This window comes from Rhizobium sp. Rhizsp82, assembly GCF_047325115.1.
Classification (GTDB): domain Bacteria; phylum Pseudomonadota; class Alphaproteobacteria; order Rhizobiales; family Rhizobiaceae; genus Rhizobium.
This window is the reverse complement of sequence record NZ_CP168571.1, coordinates 1,237,453-1,258,407: the sequence shown is the minus strand read 5'-3', so window position 1 is coordinate 1,258,407 and position 20,955 is coordinate 1,237,453. Positions and strand designations below refer to the sequence as shown.

The window sequence follows — 20,955 nt, the reverse complement described above, 5'->3', positions numbered from 1 at the left end:
CTATTTCGCCCTTCCGGCAAAGCCGCGCGGGAAGATGCAGATGATGGCGATAACCGCGAGGTAGAAGAAGAATTCGCCGAACTCGGGCATCAGGTAGCGGCCCGTCGTATCGATGCCGCCAAGCACCAGACAGGCAATCAGCGCACCGGGAATGGAACCTGCGCCGCCGACGGAGACGACGACCAGGAAGGTCACCATGTAGCGCAGCGCATAATAGGGCTCGACCGGCAGCAGCTCGGCGCCGACGACGCCGCCGAAGGCGGCGAGGCCGACGGCGACCGCGAAGCTGAGCGCATAGATGATCTCGGTGCGCACGCCGAGTGCGGCGGCCATCGCGGCATTATCGACAGAGGCACGCAGCTTCACGCCGAAGCTCGTCCGCTCGATCGTGAACCAGAGCGCCACGGCAACCGCGAGGCCGCAGGCAATCGCGAAGAGACGGTGAACGGGGATTGTGCGAAAGCCGAGATTGGCGGAACCCTGCAATCCCTCGGCCAGCGGAATGGTCTTCAGCGTCGGACCCATCACATAATTGGCGATGCCGATGATGCAGAAGGTGATGCCGATGGTCATCAGCACCTGCGTCAGCTCCGGCGCGCCATAGATGCGGCGGTAGAGGAAGCGCTCCATGGGGATGGCGATGATGATCGTGCCGACCACGGCGGCGATGACGCCGATGCCGTAACCGAGGCCGAGATCGCGCACTGCGTAGGAGGCGATATAGCCGCCGATCATGGCGAAGGCGCCGTGCGCGAGGTTGACCACCCGCATCAGGCCCATGGTCACCGAAAGGCCGATCGAGATGACGAACAGCACCATGCCATAGGCGAGCGCATCGACGGCTATGCTGAAGACAGTTTGCATGGGCTTGGTGTGGTCCTTTTGTTGGCTGGCGGCGATCAAATCGGCGGGGTGCTCGTGGCCCCCTCATCCGCCTGCCGGCACCTTCTCCCCCAGGGGAGAAGGGATTTCCGAGCTGGCCGCCCGGTCCCCCTCTCCCCAGCGGGGAGAGGGTAGGGTGAGGGGGCTACTGGCGCAATGGCCTGCTAGCCGCGTTCCTTACTTCACAGCAGCAAGGCCCGGATCGCCCTGCTTCTCAAAGGTCTGGATTTCCTTGTTGATGAACTTGCCGTCGGCATCCTTGGCGACTTCGCGCAGGTAGATGTTCTGCGTGATGTGGCGGCTTTCCGGGTCGATGGAGACGGGGCCGCGCGGGCTCGTCCAGGCGAGGCCCTTGACGGCTTCGACAGCCTTTGCCGCGTCCTGCTTGCCGCCGGTTGCCTCGATCATCTTGTAGATGACATGCATGCCGTCATAGGCGCCGACGGCCGGGAAGGTCAGTTCGGCCGGGTTGCCGATTGCCTTGTCGGCGGCGGCTACGAAGGCCTTGTTCTCGGGCGAGTCGTGCGAGACGGCGTAGTGGAAGGTGGTCAGCATGCCCAATGCGGCATCGCCGAGCGCCGGAAGGTCGGATTCCTGCGTCAGGTCGCCGGGGGCGAAGAGCTGGATGTTGGCGCCCTTCAGGCCGTTTTCGTTATAGGCCTTGACGAAGCCGAGCGTCGTCGGGCCCGACGGCAGAAAGGCGAAGACGCCCTGGGCGCCCGAATCCTTGATGCGCTGCATGATCGGGCTGAAATCGTTGGTGGCGAGCGGCATGCGGATCGCTTCCACAACTTCGCCGCCGGCCTTTTCGAAGCCTGCCTTGAAGGCGTTCTCGGCATCGACACCCGGGCCGTAGTCGCTGACGACGGAGATAACCTTCTTGACGCCCTTGTCGAAGGCGACCTGCGCCATCGGCGTCGATGTCTGCCAGGTCGTGAAGGAGGTGCGAACCACGAGCGGGCTCTTGGTGACGATCGCCGAGGTCGCGGCGTTCATGATCACCAGCGGCGTATTCGCCTGCTTCAGGATCGGGGTGACGGCCATCGCATCCGGCGTGAAGTAGAAGCCGGCCAGATACTGGACCTTCTCCTTGACGACGAGCTCCTGCGCGAGGGCCTTGGACTGAGCCGGATCGGCTGCCGGGAGATCGCGATAGATGACCTCGACCGTGTGGTCGCCGACCTTGGCGCCGTTGGTCGCCATATAGGCGTCGATACCCGCCTTGAAATTCTTCCCCTGCAGGGCGAACGGACCGGAAAACGGTCCGACGACGCCGACCTTGATCGTGTCGGCATAGGCGCTTGTACCCATGACGATGGCCGCAGCGGCGGCCAAAAGCAGCTTCTTCATTCTTCTCTCTCCCTTTGTCGGCGTACTCCAGCGCCGTATTAGCTCGCAGCTAGAACTTTTCACGCTAGTGTGTCATGCGAAACGGTAATGTAAAATGAAATAAATGCCAGAATTCATGTTGGAATGGTTATGGATTGACGGCGCCAAGCCGATTTATGTTGTTCGCTAGCTCGCGCGCAAGGCGTAGTGCGGCTCCCGTGGCGATCGCCATCTGTGGCAGCACCAGCCATTCAAGCGTCCAGGCGGCACCCGAGCGTTCCTGCTCGTGGATCATCGACTGGTGGATCGCCGAAATCTGCGTAGCGTTGAAGCGTGCCAGCGCCACCAGCGTTTCGGCCGCGACCGGGTTCTGCTTGTGCGCCATGGCGGACGAGCCGCCGCCGCCGCTGAGCGCGATCTCGTCGCCCGCCTGCGCCATCAGCGCGATGTCCTGGCCGAATTTGCCGAGACTGCCGGAGATCAATGCGAGAAGATTGGCAAATTCGGCGATAACGCCCCGCTGGCTCTGCCACTGCGGCAGGTCGGCAAGGCCGAGCTCCTGCGCCAGCGAGCTGCGCACCGCAGCCGCCTTGCCACCGAATTTCTCGAGAGTGCCGGCCGCACCGCCGAACTGCAGCGGAAAGCGCAGCTCGGTCAGCTTTTCGCGGTAGCCATCGAAGGGGTTGCGCCAGGCGCGCAGCCGGTCGGCGACGGTGATCGGGATTGCCGCCTGCATGCGCGTGCGGCCCATCAGCGGCCGGCTGCCGAAGGTCTGGTGCAGTTCCGCGAGACGGACCTCGATTGCGGTCAGATGGGCCGCGAAAACGAAGGCGACCGGCTTCAGGCGAAGCATCAAGCCGGTGTCGATCACGTCTTGGCTGGTGGCGCCGATATGAACCTGCGTGCCAGCCTCTCCCGCGGCTGCGCGCAGCTGGCGCACGAGTTCCGGGATGACGACACCGTCGCGCGCCGTGGCCGTGCGCAGGCTGCCGATATCGGGCGCGAAACCTGCGCAGGCGGCTGAGATGGTTTCGGCGGCGCTGAGCGGAATGATGTCATGCGCGGCCTGCGCCCGCGCGAGCGCAGCCTCGAATTGCAGCATGGCGCGGATATCCGCTTCGCCGCTGAAATAGGCTGCGGTCTCCTCATCGCCGAGGAGGCCGGAGAGGAAGGGGTGGTCGAAGGCAATTGCGCTCACTGTTCGTCTCTTTTTGGCTTGCCGGCTTCCTGCCGCCTTGAAGCGGCAGAAAGCCTTGTGCCTGTCGAGACGTCAAGTGCGGGAAGGCACGATGCCTATGCCTTGGCTGGCTTCTCGACCGGCAGGATTGTCGTATTGGCGTTCTCGTCGACGCCACGCGCCTTGGCGACGAAGGAGAACTTCTTGCGCATGCCGAGAATGGGTTTCTCGATCATGTGCCAGGAAATCACCGCAACCGTCATCGCGGCGCAGATGCCGATCGCATAGAGCGCCAGCGCGCCGACTTTCGGCGCCAGGAAGATACCGGGGGCCAGACCGATCAGGATCTGCAGGAAGGGGTCGTGGTAGAGATAGACGCCGTATGAATAGTCGCCCTTATGAAACACCGAAGGCAGCGGCACCGGCGTCAGGCCGATGAAGACGGTGATGTAGACGAGCGCCGGGATGACGATGATCCGGTTGGGTACGGTCTCTATCGACGGGCTGCTGAGGACGAATATCGCGGCGATGGCGATCACCGCACTGATGGCGAGAAGGACGCGGCTGTGCGGGATCACTTCACGTAGCTGATAGGCCAGGATGCCGAGCAGGAAGGCGAAGACCAGCTGGGCGCCGCGGCTGACGAAGAAGGTGCTGAGCACGAGATTGACGCGGTAGGGCAGGTGATGCCCGTAGAGTTGCACGACAATGCCCATGACGACGAAGGCGACCGTCAGCGCTGCGGTCTTCTGCCAGGATTTGACGATCGAGGTGATCATCAGGCCGGACATGATGATGTAGCAGAAGATTTCCCAGGGCACTGTCCAGAGCGCGCCGTTGACGCGGTGCGTCGGGTTGTTCTCGAAGACACCCGGTAGGCTGTAGTGGATCCAGCCGACGATGTTCAGGAAATATTTGAAGAAATCGGCGCTGCCGAAATAGTAGCTCAGGGCCACCGGCGTCACCAGCGGACCGATGATCAGCGCGCAGACGACGATATCGACGGCAAGGGCCGGCACGATGCGCAGGCCGCGATTGAGCAGGAAGTTCTTGAGGCTGAGCCGCTGGGCACTGCCCGCGATCAGGAAGCCGCTCAGCGCAAAGAACATCGGAACGAGCGCATATTCCGCAAACCAGAGCGGGCTGGAGCGGAAGAACTCGTCGTTTCCGGTCAGAAGGAAGCTGTGTGAAAAAACGATCGTAAAGGCGAGAGCGATTCTCAAAAAGTCGAAGCCTGGACCGAGGCCCTTATGCGCCGCCAGGACGTGTCCGAAAGTCTTCTGCATGTTTCCACCATCAACGTTCAGCCCGTCCTTTTCATATCGCGGCGCAACATGAATGCCAACCCGCTTTACGCAGGTGCAGCATACGAAATATATTAGAGGTTGTGTTTAGAGCTGCGCGTGCTTAACGAAAAACGTTTGCTGGCGGATTTCCGGTATCGGTCCAAAATCCGCCAGCAGTAATGCCTGTCAAATATCCAGGAAGACTGTCTCGTTTTCTCCCTGCAGCCGGATATCGAACGTATAGGTTGAGCCGTCGCGTGCGGCAATAAGTGTCGCCACGCGGTCGCGATGCTCGATGCGCATCAGCAGCGGATCGGCATTGTTGGCCTCTGATTCTTCGGGGAAATACATGCGCGTGTGCAGGCCGAGATTGATGCCGCGCGCTACGATCCAGAAGGTGATGTGCGGCGCTTGTTTCCGCCCGTCCTTGAAGGGCACCTTGCCTGGCTTGATGGTCTCGAAGCTGTAGACGCCGTCTTCGGCGCGCGTCGGGCAGCGGCCCCAGCCGGTGAAATTCGGGTCGGCGGTGCCGCGCATTTCGGAGGGGCTGTTATAAAGTCCAGCACCATCGGCCTGCCAGATTTCGATGACGGCGTCGCGCACCAGAGCTCCGGCACCGTCGAAGATGCGGCCGGTCACCGTGATGCGCTCGCCTGTCGTCTTGTCGTTGATCATCGCGGTGCCGAGATCGCCTTCATAGACGCCCGAGATGTCGCAGAAATTTGGCGTCAGGCCGATATGGACATAGGGCCCTGCCGTCTGCGACGGGGTTTCCTTGAGATAGCGCAGATCCTGGGCCATCAGTTGCCCTCCAGCTTGTTTTCGAACATCGTCGAGCGGCGGCCGCGCAGCACGATGTCGAACTTGTACGCGCGGCTGTCCATCGGAATGGTGTTGCCCCAGTCCATCGGCGCGATCAGCTGCTCGATCGCTGCCTTGTCGGGGATAGTGCCGACGATCGGACACTTCCAGATCATCGGATCGCCTTCGAAATACATCTGGGTGATCAGCCGCTGGGAAAAGCCCTGGCCGAAGACCGAGAAGTGGATATGGGCCGGGCGCCAGTCGTTGACGCCGTTCGGCCAGGGATAGGCGCCGGGCCGGACGGTGCGGAAGTAGTAGCGGCCTTCCTCGTCGGTGATCGCGCGGCCGCAGCCGCCGAAATTCGGGTCGATCGCCGCCAGATAGCTTTCCTTCTTGTGGCGGTAGCGCCCGCCGGCATTGGCCTGCCAGAATTCGACGAGGACGCCGGCCTGCGGACGGCCGCGCTCGTCGAGTACCTGTCCGTGGACAATGATGCGCTCGCCGATCGCGCTCTCGCCTGATTTCGCGTAGTTATGGATCAGGTCGTTATCGAGTTCGCCGATCATGCCGTGGCCGAAGACCGGGCCGGTGATCTCGGAAATCGTGCCGTCGAGCGACAGCAGCGCGCGCTGCGGCGAGCGCAGGATCGAGGTCTTGTATCCCGGCGCGAATGCCGGCGGATGCCAGGCGTGGTCGCGGGCGAAAAAGGCGCCGGTTTCGGGCTTGCGGTTCGGTATGTCGGACATGGCTTCCTCTTATGCCGCCTTCCCGGCGTCCATCTGTTCGAAGACCTGCTTGGCGATCTTGATCGCATGATTGGCGGCCGGCACGCCGGCATAGATCGCCACGTGCAGAAGCGCCTCGCAGACGTCGTCGCGGCTGGCGCCGGTATTGACGGTGGCGCGCACATGCATGGCGACTTCATCGTCCTGGCCGAGTGCGGCCAGCAGCGCGATCGTCACGATCGAGCGCTCGCGCTTCGTCAGCCCCGGCCGTGACCAGACATGTCCCCAGGCGGCTTCGGTGATCAGGTCCTGGAACGGCTTGTCGAAATCCGTCGATCCGGCCTCGGCGCGGTCGACATGGCTGTCGCCGAGAACGGCGCGGCGCGTCGCCATACCCTGCTTGTGGCGCTCGGACGGGCGCGAACTGTCACTCATGGGCTCTTTTCTCCATGCAATGCGAAATCGATGAATGCGCGAATGACCGCTGTCAGCGCTTCTGGCTGCTCGATGCAGGGAATGTGCCCGGCATCGCGGATGATCTCGTAGCGGGCGTTGGGGATCAGCTGCGCCAGCGACTTGACGAGATCGGGCGGCGTCGAGCCGTCCTGATCGCCGACGATGCAGATCGCCGGTACGGCGATGGTCTTTGCCACTTCGGTGAAATCGGCGTCACGGACCGCCTCGCAGGTCGCGACGTAACCGGCGACCGGCTGGCGCACCAGCATGTTGCAATAGCCGTTATAGGCAGTGTTTTCAGGACGGCGGAAAGCCGGTGTGAACCAGCGCTCCATGATGGCGTCACACATGCTGCCGATGCCATCCTTCTCGATGGCCGAAATGCGGCTGTTCCAGCTCTCGGCCTTGCCGATCTTGTGGGCGGTGTCGCAGAGGATCAGCGCGCTGACGAGATCGGGGCGCTGCTGATAGAGCGACTGGGCGATCAAGCCGCCGACCGAGAGGCCGCAAATGATCGCCTTCTTGATCTCCAGCGTTTCCAGGAGACCGATCAGGTCGGAGGCATGATCCTCTATCGAATAGGGCGTCTGGCCGACATCGGAGAGGCCGTGGCCGCGCTTGTCGTAGAGCAGGATGGCGAAATCGCCCGCCAGCCGGACGATGACATCGCGCCAGATGCGGAAATCGGTGCCGAGCGAATTGGCGAAGACAAGCACCGGCTTGTCGGCCGGGCCGCCGATAACCTGATAGTGAATGGCGATGTCGTTGACGCGGGCAAACTGCACTGGAAACTCCTCCGGACAGGAAATTGAATGTTTAATCTGGTTAGGTAAAATGATATTTCGTGGCTTTCCGATAACTCCGGAGTTATGTGATCGATGATCGACAGCCGCATAAAGTTCCGCCATCTGCAGACCTTTGTCGAGGTCGCGCGCCAGAAAAGCGTGATGAAGGCGGCCGAACTGCTGCATGTCAGCCAGCCCGCCGTGACCAAGACGATCCGCGAACTGGAGGAGGTTCTGGGCGTCGAAGTCTTCGAGCGCGACGGCCGTGGCATCAAGATCACCCGCTATGGCGAGGTCTTTCTGAAGCACGCCGGAGCGGCGCTGACGGCGCTGCGCCAAGGGCTGGATTCGGTGACGCAGGAGCGCGTCGGCGACGCGCCGCCGATCCGTGTCGGCGCGCTGCCGACGGTGTCGACGCGGATCATGCCGCGAGCGATGGAGCTGTTTCTCAAGGAGAATACCTGGAGCCGCCTGAAGATCGTCACGGGCGAAAATGCTGTTCTACTTGAGCAGTTGAGGGTCGGGGATCTCGACCTCGTGGTCGGGCGTCTCGCCGGCGCTGAAAAGATGGCCGGGTTCTCCTTCGAGCATCTCTACTCGGAGCAGGTGGTGTTTGCCGTTCGCGCCGGTCATCCGCTGCTGAAGACGAGGCAGTCGCATTTCAATGCGCTCGGCGATTACACGATCCTGATGCCGACGCGCGCCTCGATCATCCGCCCCTTCGTCGAGAGCTTCCTGATCGCCAATGGCGTGCCCAGCCTGCCGAACCAGATCGAGACGGTGTCCGACAGCTTCGGCCGCGCCTTCGTGCGCTCAAGCGATGCGGTCTGGATCATCTCGACCGGCGTCGTTGCCAAGGATGTCGAGGATGGCGTTCTCGCTGTGCTGCCGATCGATACCAGCGAGACCAAGGGACCAGTCGGGCTGACGATGCGGACCGACGCGATACCGTCGCTACCGCTGTCGATCCTGATGCAGACGATCCGCGAAGCGGCCGACGAGGTGTCGGCCAAGGCCTGATCCTACCAGGCAAGCGCCTTGCGGCCGATCAGGGCGCCGAGCGTCGCGACGATGACGATCGCCAACCCATACCAGATGGCGACGAACAGCGCGCCGTCATTCTTGCAGACGAAGGCATAGGCGGCCCCGCCGATCGTCCCGGCAAGGAAGCCTGCCGCAAGCCCGGCGCGCAGCGGCTGCACCGGCACGCCGCGCTTCAGAACGCTCAGGCCGGCCGCGAGCGCCGGCAAGGAGAGGAGAACGATCGCGCCGACGCAGCTCGGGACGGCGCCGCCATGACGGCCGAGAAGCGGGAAACCGGAACTGTCGAGTGCAAGGCCCATCGCGAGCACCAGGAAGCCGGGAATGAGCATCATCCAGGCGGAGCTGCCAGTGCCCGGCTCGCCGGCGCGGCGAACCAGCGCCAGGCCGCCTGCGGCAAGCAGCAGCATCGTTGCGAATTTGAACAGGAACGGCGTGCCGGCGAGCACGGCAGGCAGATTGGGACGGATGCCGAAGACGCCGAGTGCCAGCGCGATCGACAGCATCAGCGAGAAGCCGGCGGCAAGCAGCAGCAGGCGATGGAACCGCAGGCCCTGCGGCGGCTCCTTCTCGGTCGCCTCGCGCGCCAGGCTGCGGATGAGCGCGGATGTGTCTTGGGCGGATTTCATCATTTGCCTTTTCTTGCATAGCCGGACGCCGGATCGGCAAAGGCCGTCAGGCGCTGCAGGGCGCGATGCAGGGTGACGCGGACCGCACCCTCGCTGGTCTTCAACCGTTCCGCCGTCTCGCGAACGGACTGCCCCTCGATCGCCAGGGACGAGACGACGTCGCGCTGCCCGGAGGAGAGGCTGGCAAGCGCTCTGTCCATGTCTGGCATATGGCGGTCGCCATGATCGGGCGCGGCGATGACATCGGAGAGCTCGTCCAGCGTCACATCGCAGCGGTGGCGGGCTTCGCGGCTGCGCTTGCGCACCGCATCGCCGATCTTGTAGCGGACGATCGCGTGCAGCCAGGGCAGGAACGGCCGGCTGTCGTCCCAGCGGTCGCGCATCATGTGCAGGCCGAGCAACGCTTCCTGGACGATATCCTCCGTCTGGTCGGTGCCCATGCCGAGCCGCGACAGCTTGCGCCCGACGAGCACGCGCAGCGTCCGCCCGATATCTTCGAGCAGCGCTTCGTAGGCTCCGGTATTGCCGCCGCGGGCGGCGCGCATGGCGTCCGCCCAGGTGTCTTCGCGAGGGGTCATGATCGTCTTTTCGCTGTTGCCAGCGTTTCGTTACACGGGCTGATGAAAAAATTGAGGCCGTCACAAAAGCGTGATCATGTTGCGCCCCGCGGATGCCGGTCGAATAGGGTTTTGAAGCGACGTGCTTCATCACGAAAACGATACGGACGTCAGATCATGAACATCTTCCAGAAGGCCGCCTTTGCCGCGGCAACATTCGTCGCCGCAGTCTCCTTTGCCGGTGCCTCCTCTGCTGCCAATCAGGCGCCGGTCAAGGCGCGCAACGTCGTCCTCGTCCACGGAGCCTATGCCGACGGCTCCAGCTGGTCGAAGGTCATCCCGCTGCTGCAGAAGGCCGGGCTGCATGTCACCTCGGTCCAGAACCCGCTCACCTCCTTTGCCGATGACGTCGCCGCGACCAAGCGTGCTCTCGCCCTGCAGGACGGCCCGACCGTGCTCGTCGGCCATTCCTATGCCGGCATGGTGGTCAGCGAGACCGGCGTCGACCCGAAGGTTTCGGCACTGGTCTATCTGGCCGCCCGCGCGCCGGATGCCGGCGAGGACTATCCGGCACTCGCGGCCAAGTTCCCGGCTCCCCCGGCAAGCAAGGGGCTGGTTCATAACGGCGGTTTCGCCCAGCTCAGCGAAGATGCCTTCGTGCATGACTTCGCCGGTGACCTGAGCCACAAGGACGCGCTGGCGCTCTATGCCGTACAGGGTCCGATCTCCGATACGCTCTTTACCGCGAAGACGACGCAGGCTGCCTGGAAGACCAAGCCGAGCTGGTATGCCGTTTCCAAGAATGACCGCACCACCAATCCGGACCTCGAGCGCTTCCTTGCCAAGCGCATGAACGCCACCACGGTGGAGCTAAATTCGAGCCATGTGTCGCTGATTTCGCACCCGCGCGAGGTTGCCAACCTGATCCTCGCAGCCGCCGGTTACCCGGTTAAGAAGTAGCCCGTTTGGGCCGGGCATGCGCCTCATGCGGGTCGTGCCCGGCCATTTCACCAACTCGCGGCTGAGTAATCGTCATGTGTGCGCTGCACAACAGTTGAATTCGCGCGCATATTAAGCCAAACTCATATCTCCTGACCGCTTGGCAAGCGCTTGCTTTGCTGAGCGTTATTCGTATTTTGGTTGCATAATTGTCTCGCATGAGAGATGCGACTCGGGGCGGCGCGCAACTCATAGGTTAATATGGCTTTTATCGTCGAAACGTTCGGACGCTTGCGGCTTGCCGACGCGGAAGGCAACGATATCGCTTTCCCGGAAAAAGGCCTGCTCCTGATCGCCTACCTGCTGACGCTCGACAAGAACGCCGCACACCGCACCATGGCCGCCGATTTCCTGTGGGGCAACGAGGACAAGGCCGTCTCGCTCTCCAACCTGCGCAAGACGATCTCGCGCATCAAGGCGCGCCAGGACCAACTCGGCGCTCAGTTCCTGATCTTCACCGATACCGCCGTCTCGCTCGACCCGGCTTCGCTGACCGCCGACTTCACCGATCTGCCGCTTCCCGGCGATGCGATGCCACGGCTTGCGAAACTGACCAAGGCGATGAGCCATCCCTTTCTCGGTCAGGTGAATTGCCAGAGCGGCGTGTTCGAGACCTGGCAGAAGGATCAGATCTACCGCCATTCCGGCCTGCTCCAGGATGCGCTGAAAGCGGTTTCGCTGCCGGTCGAGTCCACCGAGGATTGGGAAATCCTGCGCAAGGCCGGTCTCCTCGTCTTTCGCGACGAGCCGAAGGATTCCGACATTCTTCGCCTGCTGCTCGAAATCTTCGATGCGCAGGAGGAGGTTGATTATATCCGGGATTATATCGAGCGGCGCAAAAGCTCGATCTCGCGCGGCCTTGAAGCGGTGGCGCCGAACGGTGCGAACGGCCAGCACAAGGTCGAAGCGCGCCCGGCTGCGGCCAATGACGGCATCGACGCGTTGCCGCTCAACAAGATCGGCCGGCCGGCCATTCCGCGTCTCGTGCTGCTGCCGCCTCGCAATCTTTCCAGCAATCCGCAATCGATCTTGATCGCCGCCTCGCTGATCGAGGACATCACCATCGGCTTCTGCGCCTTCAACAGCCTGCAGGTGATCGCCCCGCATTCGGCCGTGCAGATCGGCCATCAGAACGAGGACCAGTCGGCCTTCTTCGAACGCCACTCGGTCAATTACGTGCTGGATACGCAGATCACCGGCTTCGACGAGGTCAAGCTGTTCGCCCAGCTGATCTTCTTCGACGATAACCAGATCGTCTGGGCCGAGCGGTTCAGCCTCAGCCAAGCCGATCTGCTGCGCGACCGCCGGGTGATATCGCGCCGCGTCGCGCTGTCGGTCTCGAGCGAGATCGAGCGACACGAGGCGACGCGCTCCTACCTGGAGCTCAATCCGGCCGCCTATCACCAATATCTGGTCGGCAAGCAATATCTCGGCCGGCTGACGCTGCCGAACCTGCGCCGCGCCCGCAAGGAGATGCGGGCTGCGCTGAAGGCAACGCCGGATTTTGCTCCGGCGCTGAGCTCGACGGCGCGCACCTATTCGAAGGAATGGCTGCTGACCGCCCGCGGTGACATGGAACTGCTGAAATCGGCCGAGGAATTCGCGACGAAATCGATCGAGGCCCGCAACGATCTGGCCGACGGCTACCGCGAATTCGGCGTTGCCAAGCTGCTGCAGGGCGCTTTCGACGAAAGCGCCGAGGCGATGGAAGTGGCCGAGACGCTCTCGCCGCATTACGCCGACGTCATCGCCGACCATGCCGATACGCTGGTTCACTGCTCGCGCCCCGGCATGGCGCTGCAGAAGATCGAGCGGGCGATCGAGCTCAATCCGCTGAGCCCGGATCCCTATCTCTGGACTGCGGCCGGCGCCAACTATGCGCTGGGCGAATTCTCGGCTTCACTGGACTATATCAGCCAGATGAGCGATCCGAGCCTGGCAGACAGGCTTGCGGCCGCCAGCTGGGCGATGCTCGGCAACAAGGACAAGGCGCGTGTCCTCGTTCGCCGTGTCCGCGAGGCCAATCCGAACTTCGATGTCGATAAATGGTTGTCCGCCGTTCCGAGCAAGGAACAGTGGCATAAAGACCTTTATCGCGAAGGACTGAAGAAGGCAGGCTTTTAACATCAACTCTGGAAGAGGGAATTGCAGCATGACTAAGGTTGTTGTGATCAGTGTTGAAGGTGAAAAAGGGCTTTGGGTGGCGGATCTCGGCCGCGGGACGGTGACGCCGCTCAGCGTGCCGAAGGCGGGCGCGCTGGCGGAGGCGGCGGCACTCGCGGCGCGGGGCAGCGTCATCACCAAGGGCATCAATCTCGCAGTCGCCGTGAAATCTGCCGATTCCGTTGCCGCCGGCCATTACGACGGCTGATATCGACTGATTGAATTCTGGGATCTTGAAGCGCGGGCGACGATCGAGTTGCCCGCTGCTTTCGTGTGTCCAGATGGTAGCCATCAAGGCCAGATCCGGTCTGCTGCGCGAAGGCGTGTCTACTTCAGCGGCTTCGAGTAGATGCGGTGATTAGGAGACTGCTTGTAGCTCGCGGACCGGTAGTAGTCCGCGGCGACGCCCTCGTTCTGCGACAAGAGCCAGGTGCTGGAGAAGCCGCTGGCCAAGGCTTCCTGTTCGAGGAGCTTCAACAGCGTGGTGCCGATGCCCTTGCCCTGGTGAGCGGGCATGACGGCGATTTCGGGAATGTAGAGCATGCAGCCGGTGGCCGCCGTGTGCGGATAGCCGATGGCGAAGCCGTGCAGATCGTCGCCATCCAGCGCGCCGACGCCCATCCAGCCCGGCGTCGTCGACAGCTCGACCATGCGGGCAGTCGCCCGCTCGATCGACCAATGTTCGTGCCAGGGTTCGGCGCTATAGGCTTCGACGATGATGGCGGCGCCGAGAAGCGCCTGATCTTTATTGATCCGCTTGAAAACGACTGTCATGGCCACTGTCTAACGAAGCACCGCAAGGGCTATGTAATGATGATGAGTATTATGCGCACCGGTCCTAAACAACTGGTTGCTGTATTTTTTACCGCTGAATTGTGGTCTAAAGTTGTGATTTCAATGACGGTACACGTCTTTATTTTCTCCGGCTCTCATCCACCCGGCACTAACGTTCAAGACAGCCCGGTCCGCGCCCGCGCATAGTCTTCCCGAATGGGAGGACAAGCCATGCGGATAGGGTTCATCGGGCTCGGGATCATGGGAACGCCGATGGCGCTCAATCTGCTGCGCTCGGGCCAGCCGCTGATCGTCTGGAACCGGTCGGCGGATAAGGCCGAGCCGCTGCGGCGGGCCGGGGCCGAGGTTGCCGCGAGCGCAGGCGAGGTCTTCACCCAGGCCGATGCGATCATCCTGATGCTGGCGACGCAGGCGGCGATCGACGACGTGCTCGGCCGCGGCTCCGCTCTCTTTGCCGAACGTGTGCGTGGCCGCACGCTGATCCATATGGGCACGACGGCACCCGAATATTCGAGGGCTCTGGAAAGCGATATCCGCGCCGCGGGCGGATTCTACGTCGAGGCGCCAGTCTCCGGATCGCGCATGCCGGCCGAGGCTGGTGAACTCGTTGTGATGCTTGCCGGGGAGAGTGACGCTGTCGCGCGCATCCGGCCATTGCTCTCGCCGATGTGCCGCGATGCGCTCGCCTGCGGTTCGGTGCCGAATGCGCTGCTGATGAAGCTCGCCGTCAACATCTTCCTGATCTCGACGGTGACGGGGCTGGCGGAAGCCGCCAATTTCGCCGCCAGCCAGGGGCTCGACATGCAGCTCTTCAAGCGGATCGCCGATGGCGGCCAGATGGCGAGTGGCATATCGAGGATCAAGACCGGCAAGCTCGCCGATGAGGATTTCGCGCCGCAGGCGGCGATCGCCGACGTCTTGAAGAACAACCGGCTGGTCGTCGATGCCGCCCGCGCGAGCCGCACGCCGGTGCCGTTGCTCGATATCTGCGGCGATCTCTATGCGGAGGCCGTGGAGATGGGCCTCGGCGCCCTCGATATGGCCGCCGTCATCAAGGCGATCGCTGCCCGTGCACCGAAATCCTAGGCTGGTTTCTCGGCAGGCGTTTCCACCGCGGCCAATGCCTCCATCAGCGCCGCCTTGACCTTGTTCCTTTCGGCCGGTTCCAGCTGCGACATGTTGAGATGCAGGTCGAGACCGGCAAAATGCTCGCTCATCACCCGCGTATGGCCGTCGCCGCCGACAAGCAGGCCCTGCACCTCGTAGGGCACGATATCGCGCTGGATGCCCTTCATTGTGATCGGTGTCAGTGGCACGGCCTCGACGATGTCCTCGACCAGCGCGTAGGTCTCATAGCTCATGACGATCTTGCCGCCTTCGGCGATCGATTGCAGCCGCGCCGCCAGATTGGCCTCGGCGCCGATGATCGTATAGTCCATACGGTCGGTGCTGCCGAAATTGCCGACATTGCAGTAGCCGCTATTGATGCCCATGCGCACGATAAAGGGCTCGGCCGTGCCATCGCGGCGCCATTTCGCCTTCAGCTCGCCGAGGCGCTGTTGCATGTCGACGGCCATGCGCAGGCAGGCCTTGGCATCCTCCACCGCGCCCTTGGTCTCGGGATCGCCGAAGAAGACGAGGATCGCGTCGCCGATGAACTTGTCGACGGTGCCGCCATGCTTCAGCGCGATCTTCGACATTTCCGTCAGATACTCGTTCAGCATTTCCGTCAGCGCTTCCGGCTGCAGCCGCTCGGTCGTTGCGGTGAAGTCCTTGATATCGGAGAAGAAGATCGTCAGCCGCTTGCGCTCGGTCTGGATGACGACGTCGCGCTGGCCACTGAAGATGCTCTTGTAGATCTGCGGCGAGAGATAGCGCGAGATCTTCAGCGAGATGCTGGCGAGGAACTCATTGGTGGATTCGAGGTCGTGGTTGAAGGCATGCAGCAGCGAAGCCTGGCGCCGCTGCATGACGATGAAGGAGGCGCCGAGCACCGCGACGCAGATGAAATAGGCGAGCAGATATTTGAAGGCGAAGATGTTGGCCGCAAAGGGCTGGCGGATGATCACCTCCTGAATGCCGCGGACATCGCCGACCTTCCAGTCGGTCTTCGGGCTTTCAGGGTGGGTGTTGTGGCAGGCCACACAGGGCGGCCCCATCAGAACCGGGGTCACCAGCCGGAAGACATTGGTGAAGCCGGAGCGCTTGTTTTCCGTCAGCGTCTGTTTCGGATTGCTCCTGAGGGCGGTCAGCGCATCGCTCTCGAACTTGTCCAGATCGTGCGATGCCCGGTTCTTGAAGGGAAGGTCGGAGACGAAGCGATAGGTGATATTCGCCTGTTGTTCCTTGATGACATCGCCGAGCTCCAGCGACAGCGTCGCCGGGATCGGCACAGCGCCCGGAATATTCGCATAGTTGTGCGAGACGGCAGTTCGCTCTTCCTGCCCGGCCGTGTGGGCCGCCAGAATCCGGCCGACGACATTGGTGGCATAGTAGGACCGGATGCTGGTGATCAGCGAGCTCATGTCCTGCGCCTGGCGATGAACGGCATCGCGCGACAGGGTGCTGACATCGAGCCAGGCCGCAAGCGGCAGGCCGGCCAGCATGATCAGCGTCACCAGAGCGATCAGATAGGCGCTCTTACGCGCCGTCGAAATTTCCTGTTCCCGCGTCTCCACGATCTGCCCCACTCGCTGACCGTTGTCCAAAGCCCAACGGTCACAGGATCGGACATCGTATTTCAGTTGTCGAGCATATTCATCGGCGAGTTGCCTGTTGTGGTGAAGCGGCGGCGGGAACGCATGAGACGCCGCCGCTTCCAGGCTGCCTTCCGTGGATCGCGGTAGGCATCAGGCTAGTAGGGGAGACCCACATAGTTTTCGGCAAGCGCTGTGGCGGCAGCTGTGGAATGGGTGAGATAATCGAGCTCGGCCTCCTGGATCTTCTGGCCGAAATCGCCGGTGTCCGGGAAGCGGTGCAGCATCGTCGTCATCCACCAGGAGAAGCGGACTGCCTTCCAGACCCGCGATAGAGCCCGGCCGGAATAGGCATCGATCCCGGCGCTGGAGCGTTCGCCATAATATTCCGCGAGGCCGGAGAAGAGGTAATGCACATCGCTCGCTGCAAGGTTCAGCCCCTTGGCGCCCGTCGGCGGCACGATATGGGCGGCATCGCCGACCAGGAACAGGCGTCCGAACCGCATCGGCTCGGCAACGAAGGAGCGCAGCGGCGCGATCGATTTTTCGAACGACGGCGCGGTCTGCAGCGCCTCGGCGTGATGGGCGGGCAGGCGGCGGCGCAGCTCGTCCCAGAAGCGCTCGTCGCTCCAGTCCTCGATCTTTTCGTCGAGCGGACACTGGATGTAATAGCGGCTGCGGCTTTCCGAGCGCATCGAACAGAGCGCGAAACCGCGTGGATGGTTCGCATAGATCAGCTCGTGGCTGACGGGCGCGACATCGGCGAGAATGCCGAGCCAGCCGAAGGGATAGACCTTCTCGAAAGTGCGGATCGCCGATGCGGGCACTGCCTTGCGGCTGGCGCCATGGAAGCCGTCGCAGCCGGCGATAAAATCGCAGTCGATGCGATGGGTGATGCCGTCCTTTTCGTAGGTCAGGTAGGGCGTTTCACCATCGAAATCATGCGGGGTGACATTGGCCGCATCATAGATCGTCGCTGCACCACTTGCTTCGCGATGCTCCATCAGGTCGCGTGTCAGCTCGGTCTGGCCATAGACCATGACGCGCTTACCGCCGGTGAGGCCGTGTAGATCGATGCGGTGATCGCGGCCGTCGAAGGCGAGCGAAAAGCCGTCATGCGGCAGCCCCTCGGCATGCATGCGCGCGCCTGACTTCGCCTGATCCATCAGGCCGACCGTGCCTTCTTCCAGCACACCGGCGCGCACGCGGCCGAGAATGTAATCCTTGCCGGCGCGATCGAGGATGACGTTGTCGATCCCGGCTTCCGTCAGCAACTGGCCGAGCAACAGGCCCGACGGGCCTGAGCCGATGATGGCGACTTTGGTGCGCATGTTTCCTCCTGGCGTCCTCTTCCTGCAATTCTGCGAAGAGGGGAGGTCCGGGACAATGGACATTTCAGGCCAGAAATTGCACTAATCGAACATCGAAGGAGGCGGCAGCGATGACGAAGTTCGTCCCGACCTATGAGCTCTATGGTGAAAATTCCGGGCGGAAGCCGGATTTCTGGCTGCATTGTGAAACAATTCCCTCACGCAGCAGCCTGCATCATTGGGAGATCAAGCTGCATCGCCATGAGAGCTTTTTCCAGATATTGTACATCAGCGCCGGATCGGGGGACGCCATCTTCGGCACCGAACATCATCAGATCACCCCTGACACCGTCATCACCGTGCCGCCCGGCCTCACACACGGCTTCCGCTTCTCGAGGGATATCGACGGCTTCGTCATCACCGTGCTCGCCTCGCACCTGAAGGCGCTGCCGGGCGGCCGCAGCCCGCTCGGCGAATGGCTCGCCCATCCGCATCTGACCGTGCTCGACAAGAATAGTCCCGATGCCGCCTATGCCGGACAGACGCTGTCGCGCCTCGGCGCCGAATTCGCCACCCGCAACAGCGGCCGCACGGATCTGCTCGAAGCCTATGTGACGATCGCATTGCAGCTGACGATGCGGCTTTCCGGAAATGCTGCGGGTGAGGGGGCGGACGAAAACGGCCGGCGCATGGAGCGGCTGAACGGCCTGATGCAGCAGCATCTGCGCACCCACAAGCCCGCCGCCTTCTATGCCGCCGAACTCGGCATCTCCCCGACCCATCTCAACCGTATCGTCAAGGCGGCGACCGGCCTCGGCACGCACGAGATGATCGCCCAGCGGCTCGCCGACGAAGCCAAGCGCGAACTGGTCTTCACCTTCGGCAGCGCCCAGGAAGTCAGCTATCGCCTCGGCTTCGCCGATCCCGCTTATTTCTCCCGCTTCTTCGTGAAGCAGACGGGCCAGACACCGCGCGCATGGCGGCTGGCGGAGCGCGCGAAGCTCGGGATGTGATCAGCGCAGAACGAGCCGAAGGGCGGCCTGCGTTTCCTTCATCAGCGGCAGATAGCGCGTCACCATCTCCTCGGCCGAAGCATGCGCCGCCGGGGCGCCGATGTTCAGCGCGCAGATCAGCTGGCCGCGGTCGTTCTCGACGGGGACCGCGATCGAGCAAAGGCCGAGCTCCAGCTCCTGGTTGATGACGGCGTAGCCCTGGGTGCGGACACGCTGGAATTCGGTGATCAGCTTCCCGGGATCGGTGATCGTGCGCGGCGTATTCGCCTTGAGATCGCTGCGGGCAAGAATGGCGCGCGCCTCGGCTTCGGGGAGTGCAGCCAGCAGAACCCGGCCCATCGAAGCGCAATAGGCGGGCAGGCGGCTTCCCGGCGTCAGGTTGATCGACATCACCCGCTTCTGCGAGGCCCGGGCGATATAGAGAATCTCAGTGCCGTCGAGCACGGAGGCCGAGGCGCTTTGCCCTGCCTTTTCCGACAGCAGGTCGAGATGCGGCTGCAGGATGGCGGGCAGCGGTGTGGCCGAGAGATACGCATGCCCCAGCCGCAGCACCTTCGGAGTCAGCGTAAAAAACTTGCCGTCGTAATCCGCATAGCCGAGTTCGGAAAGCGTCAGCAGCGAGCGCCGCACCGTTGCACGGTCCAAGCCGGTCAGCTTGGCGGCATCGGTGATCGATAGACGCTGATGCATCTCGCCAAAGGCCTCGATGACCTTCAGCCCCCTCGCAAACCCGCTGACGAAGTCCGTTTCGCGCATGCTGTACCCCGCCTGTTTTCAAAAACTACGATGTGCGATATATGAACAAATGTCAAATAACGCACAATTTGCTTGCCTGCCCCGCCGTTGCGGACTTATCCATTCCGCCTGAGGCGGGAGATCCCCGCGATGCCAGGCGAGGAGATATCCGGCATGGACAAGACGATCCGGAGCGCGGCTGAGGCCGTATCCGATATTGGTGATGGCGCCGTCGTCATGATTGGCGGGTTCGGCGGATCGGGTGCGCCGATCGAGCTTATTCATGCGCTGATCGACAAGGGGCCGAAGAACCTCACCGTCATCAACAACAACGCCGGCAACGGCCGGATCGGTATCGCGGCGATGATCGATGCCGGGATGGTCAGGAAGATGGTCTGCTCCTTCCCGCGCTCGTCCGATCCGCGGGCTTTCACCGACAAGTATCTGGCGGGCGAGATCGAGCTTGAGCTGGTGCCGCAGGGCACGCTTGCCGAACGCATCCGCGCCGGTGGTGCCGGGATCCCGGCTTTCTTTACGCCGACGACCTATGGAACCGAGCTCGCCGAAGGCAAGCCGGTCGCCGAGTTCGATGGCAGGCACTATGTGCAGGAACGCTGGCTGAAGGCCGATTTCGCGATCGTCAAAGCGCAGCTTGGGGATATCCATGGCAACCTCACCTACAACAAGGCGGGCCGCAACTTTAACCCGCTGATGTGCATGGCTGCGGCCAAGACCATCGCCCAGGTTTCGAAGCTGGTGCCCGCCGGCGGCATCGATCCGGAGCAGGTGGTAACACCCGGCATCTTCGTCGACGGCGTCGTCGAGATCGCCAATCCGCAACAGGAAGAAGAGCTCATTCGAGCCGGGGTGGCCTACGTATGACACTCGATACGCGCGAAGACATCAAGCTTTCCAACGCCCAGATCGCCTGGCGCGCGGCGCAGGACATCACGGATGGCGCTTATGTGAACCTCGGCATCGGCTTCCCCGAAATGGTGGCCCGCTACCAGCCTGAGGGGCGCGAGGCGATCTTTCATACGGAAAACGGCATCCTGAATTTCGGCGAGGCGCCGCCTGCCGGTGAAGAGGATTGGGATCTGATCAACGCCGGCAAACGGGCCGTGACGCTGAAGCCGGGTGCTGCCTTCTTCCACCATGCCGACAGCTTCGCCATGGTGCGCGGCGGCCATCTGGATATCGCCATCCTCGGCGCCTATCAGGTTTCGGAAAACGGCGATCTCGCCAATTGGCGGGTCGGCTCGAAGGGCGTGCCGGCCGTCGGCGGCGCAATGGATCTGGTGCATGGCGCCAAGCAGGTCTGCGTCATCACCGAGCATGTGACCAAGAACGGCGAGCCGAAGCTGGTCGAAAAGTGCACCTTCCCACTGACCGGTGTCGGCTGCATCACCCGCGTCTATACGAGCCATGCCGTGATCGACATCGTTAAGGGCCGCTTCGTGCTGCGCGAGAAGCTTGCCGCCATGTCGGTCGAGGAACTGCAGGCAATGACCGGCGCAAAACTGCATATCGAAGGCCCGGTGGCCGATCTCGTCGTCCCCGAGCTGTAAGGAGT

At 62.7% G+C, this 20,955-nt stretch carries 22 protein-coding genes; 8 read left to right on the top strand and 14 right to left on the bottom strand.

Features of this window, described 5'->3' with window-relative positions:
• The 8 genes from ACEN84_RS30020 to pcaD form a co-directional block, all read right to left on the bottom strand.
• The gene (locus ACEN84_RS30020) at window positions 1-864 is read right to left on the bottom strand and encodes a branched-chain amino acid ABC transporter permease (protein WP_112712651.1); all 864 of its coding nucleotides are present in this window, start codon (window positions 862-864) and stop codon (window positions 1-3) included.
• Between the two features lie 195 nt (window positions 865-1,059).
• Window positions 1,060-2,232, bottom strand: coding sequence for an ABC transporter substrate-binding protein (locus ACEN84_RS30015; protein ID WP_112712295.1), 1,173 nt, complete (start codon window positions 2,230-2,232; stop codon window positions 1,060-1,062).
• Window positions 2,233-2,359: 127 nt separating this feature from the next.
• Window positions 2,360-3,409 (bottom strand): 3-carboxy-cis,cis-muconate cycloisomerase, encoded by a 1,050-nt coding sequence (locus ACEN84_RS30010; RefSeq protein WP_413711606.1) that lies wholly within the window; start codon window positions 3,407-3,409, stop codon window positions 2,360-2,362.
• A gap of 95 nt (window positions 3,410-3,504) precedes the next feature.
• On the bottom strand, window positions 3,505-4,674 hold the full coding sequence (locus tag ACEN84_RS30005) for an acyltransferase family protein (protein WP_413711605.1): 1,170 nt from the start codon (window positions 4,672-4,674) through the stop codon (window positions 3,505-3,507).
• A 186-nt stretch (window positions 4,675-4,860) separates the two neighbouring features.
• Complete coding sequence (pcaG, locus tag ACEN84_RS30000) at window positions 4,861-5,475, bottom strand: protocatechuate 3,4-dioxygenase subunit alpha (protein ID WP_413711604.1); 615 nt, start codon at window positions 5,473-5,475, stop codon at window positions 4,861-4,863.
• A complete protein-coding gene (gene pcaH / locus ACEN84_RS29995) occupies window positions 5,475-6,224 on the bottom strand; it encodes a protocatechuate 3,4-dioxygenase subunit beta (RefSeq protein WP_413711603.1) in 750 nt (249 codons plus the stop codon). Before pcaH ends, pcaG begins: the two co-directional genes overlap by 1 nt.
• A 9-nt stretch (window positions 6,225-6,233) precedes the next feature.
• Window positions 6,234-6,638 (bottom strand): 4-carboxymuconolactone decarboxylase, encoded by a 405-nt coding sequence (gene pcaC / locus ACEN84_RS29990; protein ID WP_112712285.1) that lies wholly within the window; start codon window positions 6,636-6,638, stop codon window positions 6,234-6,236.
• The gene (gene pcaD, locus ACEN84_RS29985; RefSeq protein ID WP_413711602.1) at window positions 6,635-7,444 is read right to left on the bottom strand and encodes a 3-oxoadipate enol-lactonase; all 810 of its coding nucleotides are present in this window, start codon (window positions 7,442-7,444) and stop codon (window positions 6,635-6,637) included. Before pcaD ends, pcaC begins: the two co-directional genes overlap by 4 nt.
• 93 nt (window positions 7,445-7,537) lie before the next feature.
• Between pcaD and pcaQ the strand changes: the two genes are divergently transcribed.
• Window positions 7,538-8,464 carry a pca operon transcription factor PcaQ gene (gene pcaQ / locus ACEN84_RS29980; protein ID WP_130283567.1) on the top strand — a complete coding sequence of 309 codons (927 nt, stop codon included), beginning with the start codon at window positions 7,538-7,540 and terminating at the stop codon, window positions 8,462-8,464.
• A gap of 2 nt (window positions 8,465-8,466) precedes the next feature.
• On the opposite strand, the gene ACEN84_RS29975 is transcribed toward pcaQ, so the two are convergent.
• Entirely contained in the window at window positions 8,467-9,117 is a 651-nt protein-coding gene (locus ACEN84_RS29975; RefSeq protein WP_413711601.1) for an NrsF family protein, read from the bottom strand.
• Entirely contained in the window at window positions 9,114-9,692 is a 579-nt protein-coding gene (locus ACEN84_RS29970) for a sigma-70 family RNA polymerase sigma factor (protein WP_413711600.1), read from the bottom strand. The genes ACEN84_RS29975 and ACEN84_RS29970 overlap by 4 nt, the downstream gene beginning before the upstream one ends.
• 156 nt (window positions 9,693-9,848) lie before the next feature.
• Between ACEN84_RS29970 and ACEN84_RS29965 the strand changes: the two genes are divergently transcribed.
• The 3 genes from ACEN84_RS29965 to ACEN84_RS29955 all read left to right on the top strand — a co-directional run bounded on the left by ACEN84_RS29965 (window position 9,849) and on the right by ACEN84_RS29955 (window position 13,041).
• Entirely contained in the window at window positions 9,849-10,631 is a 783-nt protein-coding gene (locus ACEN84_RS29965) for an alpha/beta fold hydrolase (protein ID WP_413711599.1), read from the top strand.
• Between the two features lie 240 nt (window positions 10,632-10,871).
• A complete protein-coding gene (locus ACEN84_RS29960) occupies window positions 10,872-12,794 on the top strand; it encodes a hypothetical protein (RefSeq protein WP_413711598.1) in 1,923 nt (640 codons plus the stop codon).
• 28 nt (window positions 12,795-12,822) lie between these two features.
• A complete protein-coding gene (locus tag ACEN84_RS29955; protein WP_413711597.1) occupies window positions 12,823-13,041 on the top strand; it encodes a hypothetical protein in 219 nt (72 codons plus the stop codon).
• A gap of 119 nt (window positions 13,042-13,160) precedes the next feature.
• Here ACEN84_RS29955 and ACEN84_RS29950 read toward each other — a convergent pair whose 3' ends face one another.
• Complete coding sequence (locus ACEN84_RS29950; protein ID WP_130283577.1) at window positions 13,161-13,607, bottom strand: GNAT family N-acetyltransferase; 447 nt, start codon at window positions 13,605-13,607, stop codon at window positions 13,161-13,163.
• A 231-nt stretch (window positions 13,608-13,838) separates the two neighbouring features.
• Here ACEN84_RS29950 and ACEN84_RS29945 point away from each other — a divergent pair, with 231 nt between their 5' ends.
• Window positions 13,839-14,714 (top strand): NAD(P)-dependent oxidoreductase, encoded by an 876-nt coding sequence (locus tag ACEN84_RS29945; protein WP_413711596.1) that lies wholly within the window; start codon window positions 13,839-13,841, stop codon window positions 14,712-14,714.
• On the opposite strand, the gene ACEN84_RS29940 is transcribed toward ACEN84_RS29945, so the two are convergent.
• The gene (locus ACEN84_RS29940) at window positions 14,711-16,234 is read right to left on the bottom strand and encodes an adenylate/guanylate cyclase domain-containing protein (protein WP_112712649.1); all 1,524 of its coding nucleotides are present in this window, start codon (window positions 16,232-16,234) and stop codon (window positions 14,711-14,713) included. The genes ACEN84_RS29945 and ACEN84_RS29940 overlap by 4 nt on opposite strands.
• Window positions 16,235-16,482: 248 nt before the next feature.
• Entirely contained in the window at window positions 16,483-17,655 is a 1,173-nt protein-coding gene (pobA, locus tag ACEN84_RS29935) for a 4-hydroxybenzoate 3-monooxygenase (RefSeq protein WP_413711595.1), read from the bottom strand.
• Between the two features lie 110 nt (window positions 17,656-17,765).
• Between pobA and ACEN84_RS29930 the strand changes: the two genes are divergently transcribed.
• Window positions 17,766-18,647: a helix-turn-helix domain-containing protein gene (locus tag ACEN84_RS29930; protein WP_413711594.1), complete on the top strand. Its 882-nt coding sequence runs from the start codon at window positions 17,766-17,768 to the stop codon at window positions 18,645-18,647.
• Here ACEN84_RS29930 and ACEN84_RS29925 read toward each other — a convergent pair whose 3' ends face one another.
• Complete coding sequence (locus tag ACEN84_RS29925; protein ID WP_413711593.1) at window positions 18,648-19,403, bottom strand: IclR family transcriptional regulator; 756 nt, start codon at window positions 19,401-19,403, stop codon at window positions 18,648-18,650. It abuts the gene before it with no gap.
• Window positions 19,404-19,556: 153 nt separating this feature from the next.
• On the opposite strand from ACEN84_RS29925, the gene ACEN84_RS29920 reads away from it, so the two are divergent.
• Window positions 19,557-20,264, top strand: a complete 708-nt coding sequence (locus ACEN84_RS29920; RefSeq protein ID WP_413711592.1) for a 3-oxoacid CoA-transferase subunit A — start codon at window positions 19,557-19,559, stop codon at window positions 20,262-20,264.
• Window positions 20,261-20,950: a CoA transferase subunit B gene (locus tag ACEN84_RS29915; RefSeq protein WP_413711591.1), complete on the top strand. Its 690-nt coding sequence runs from the start codon at window positions 20,261-20,263 to the stop codon at window positions 20,948-20,950. The genes ACEN84_RS29920 and ACEN84_RS29915 overlap by 4 nt, the downstream gene beginning before the upstream one ends.
• Window positions 20,951-20,955 lie beyond the last annotated feature (5 nt).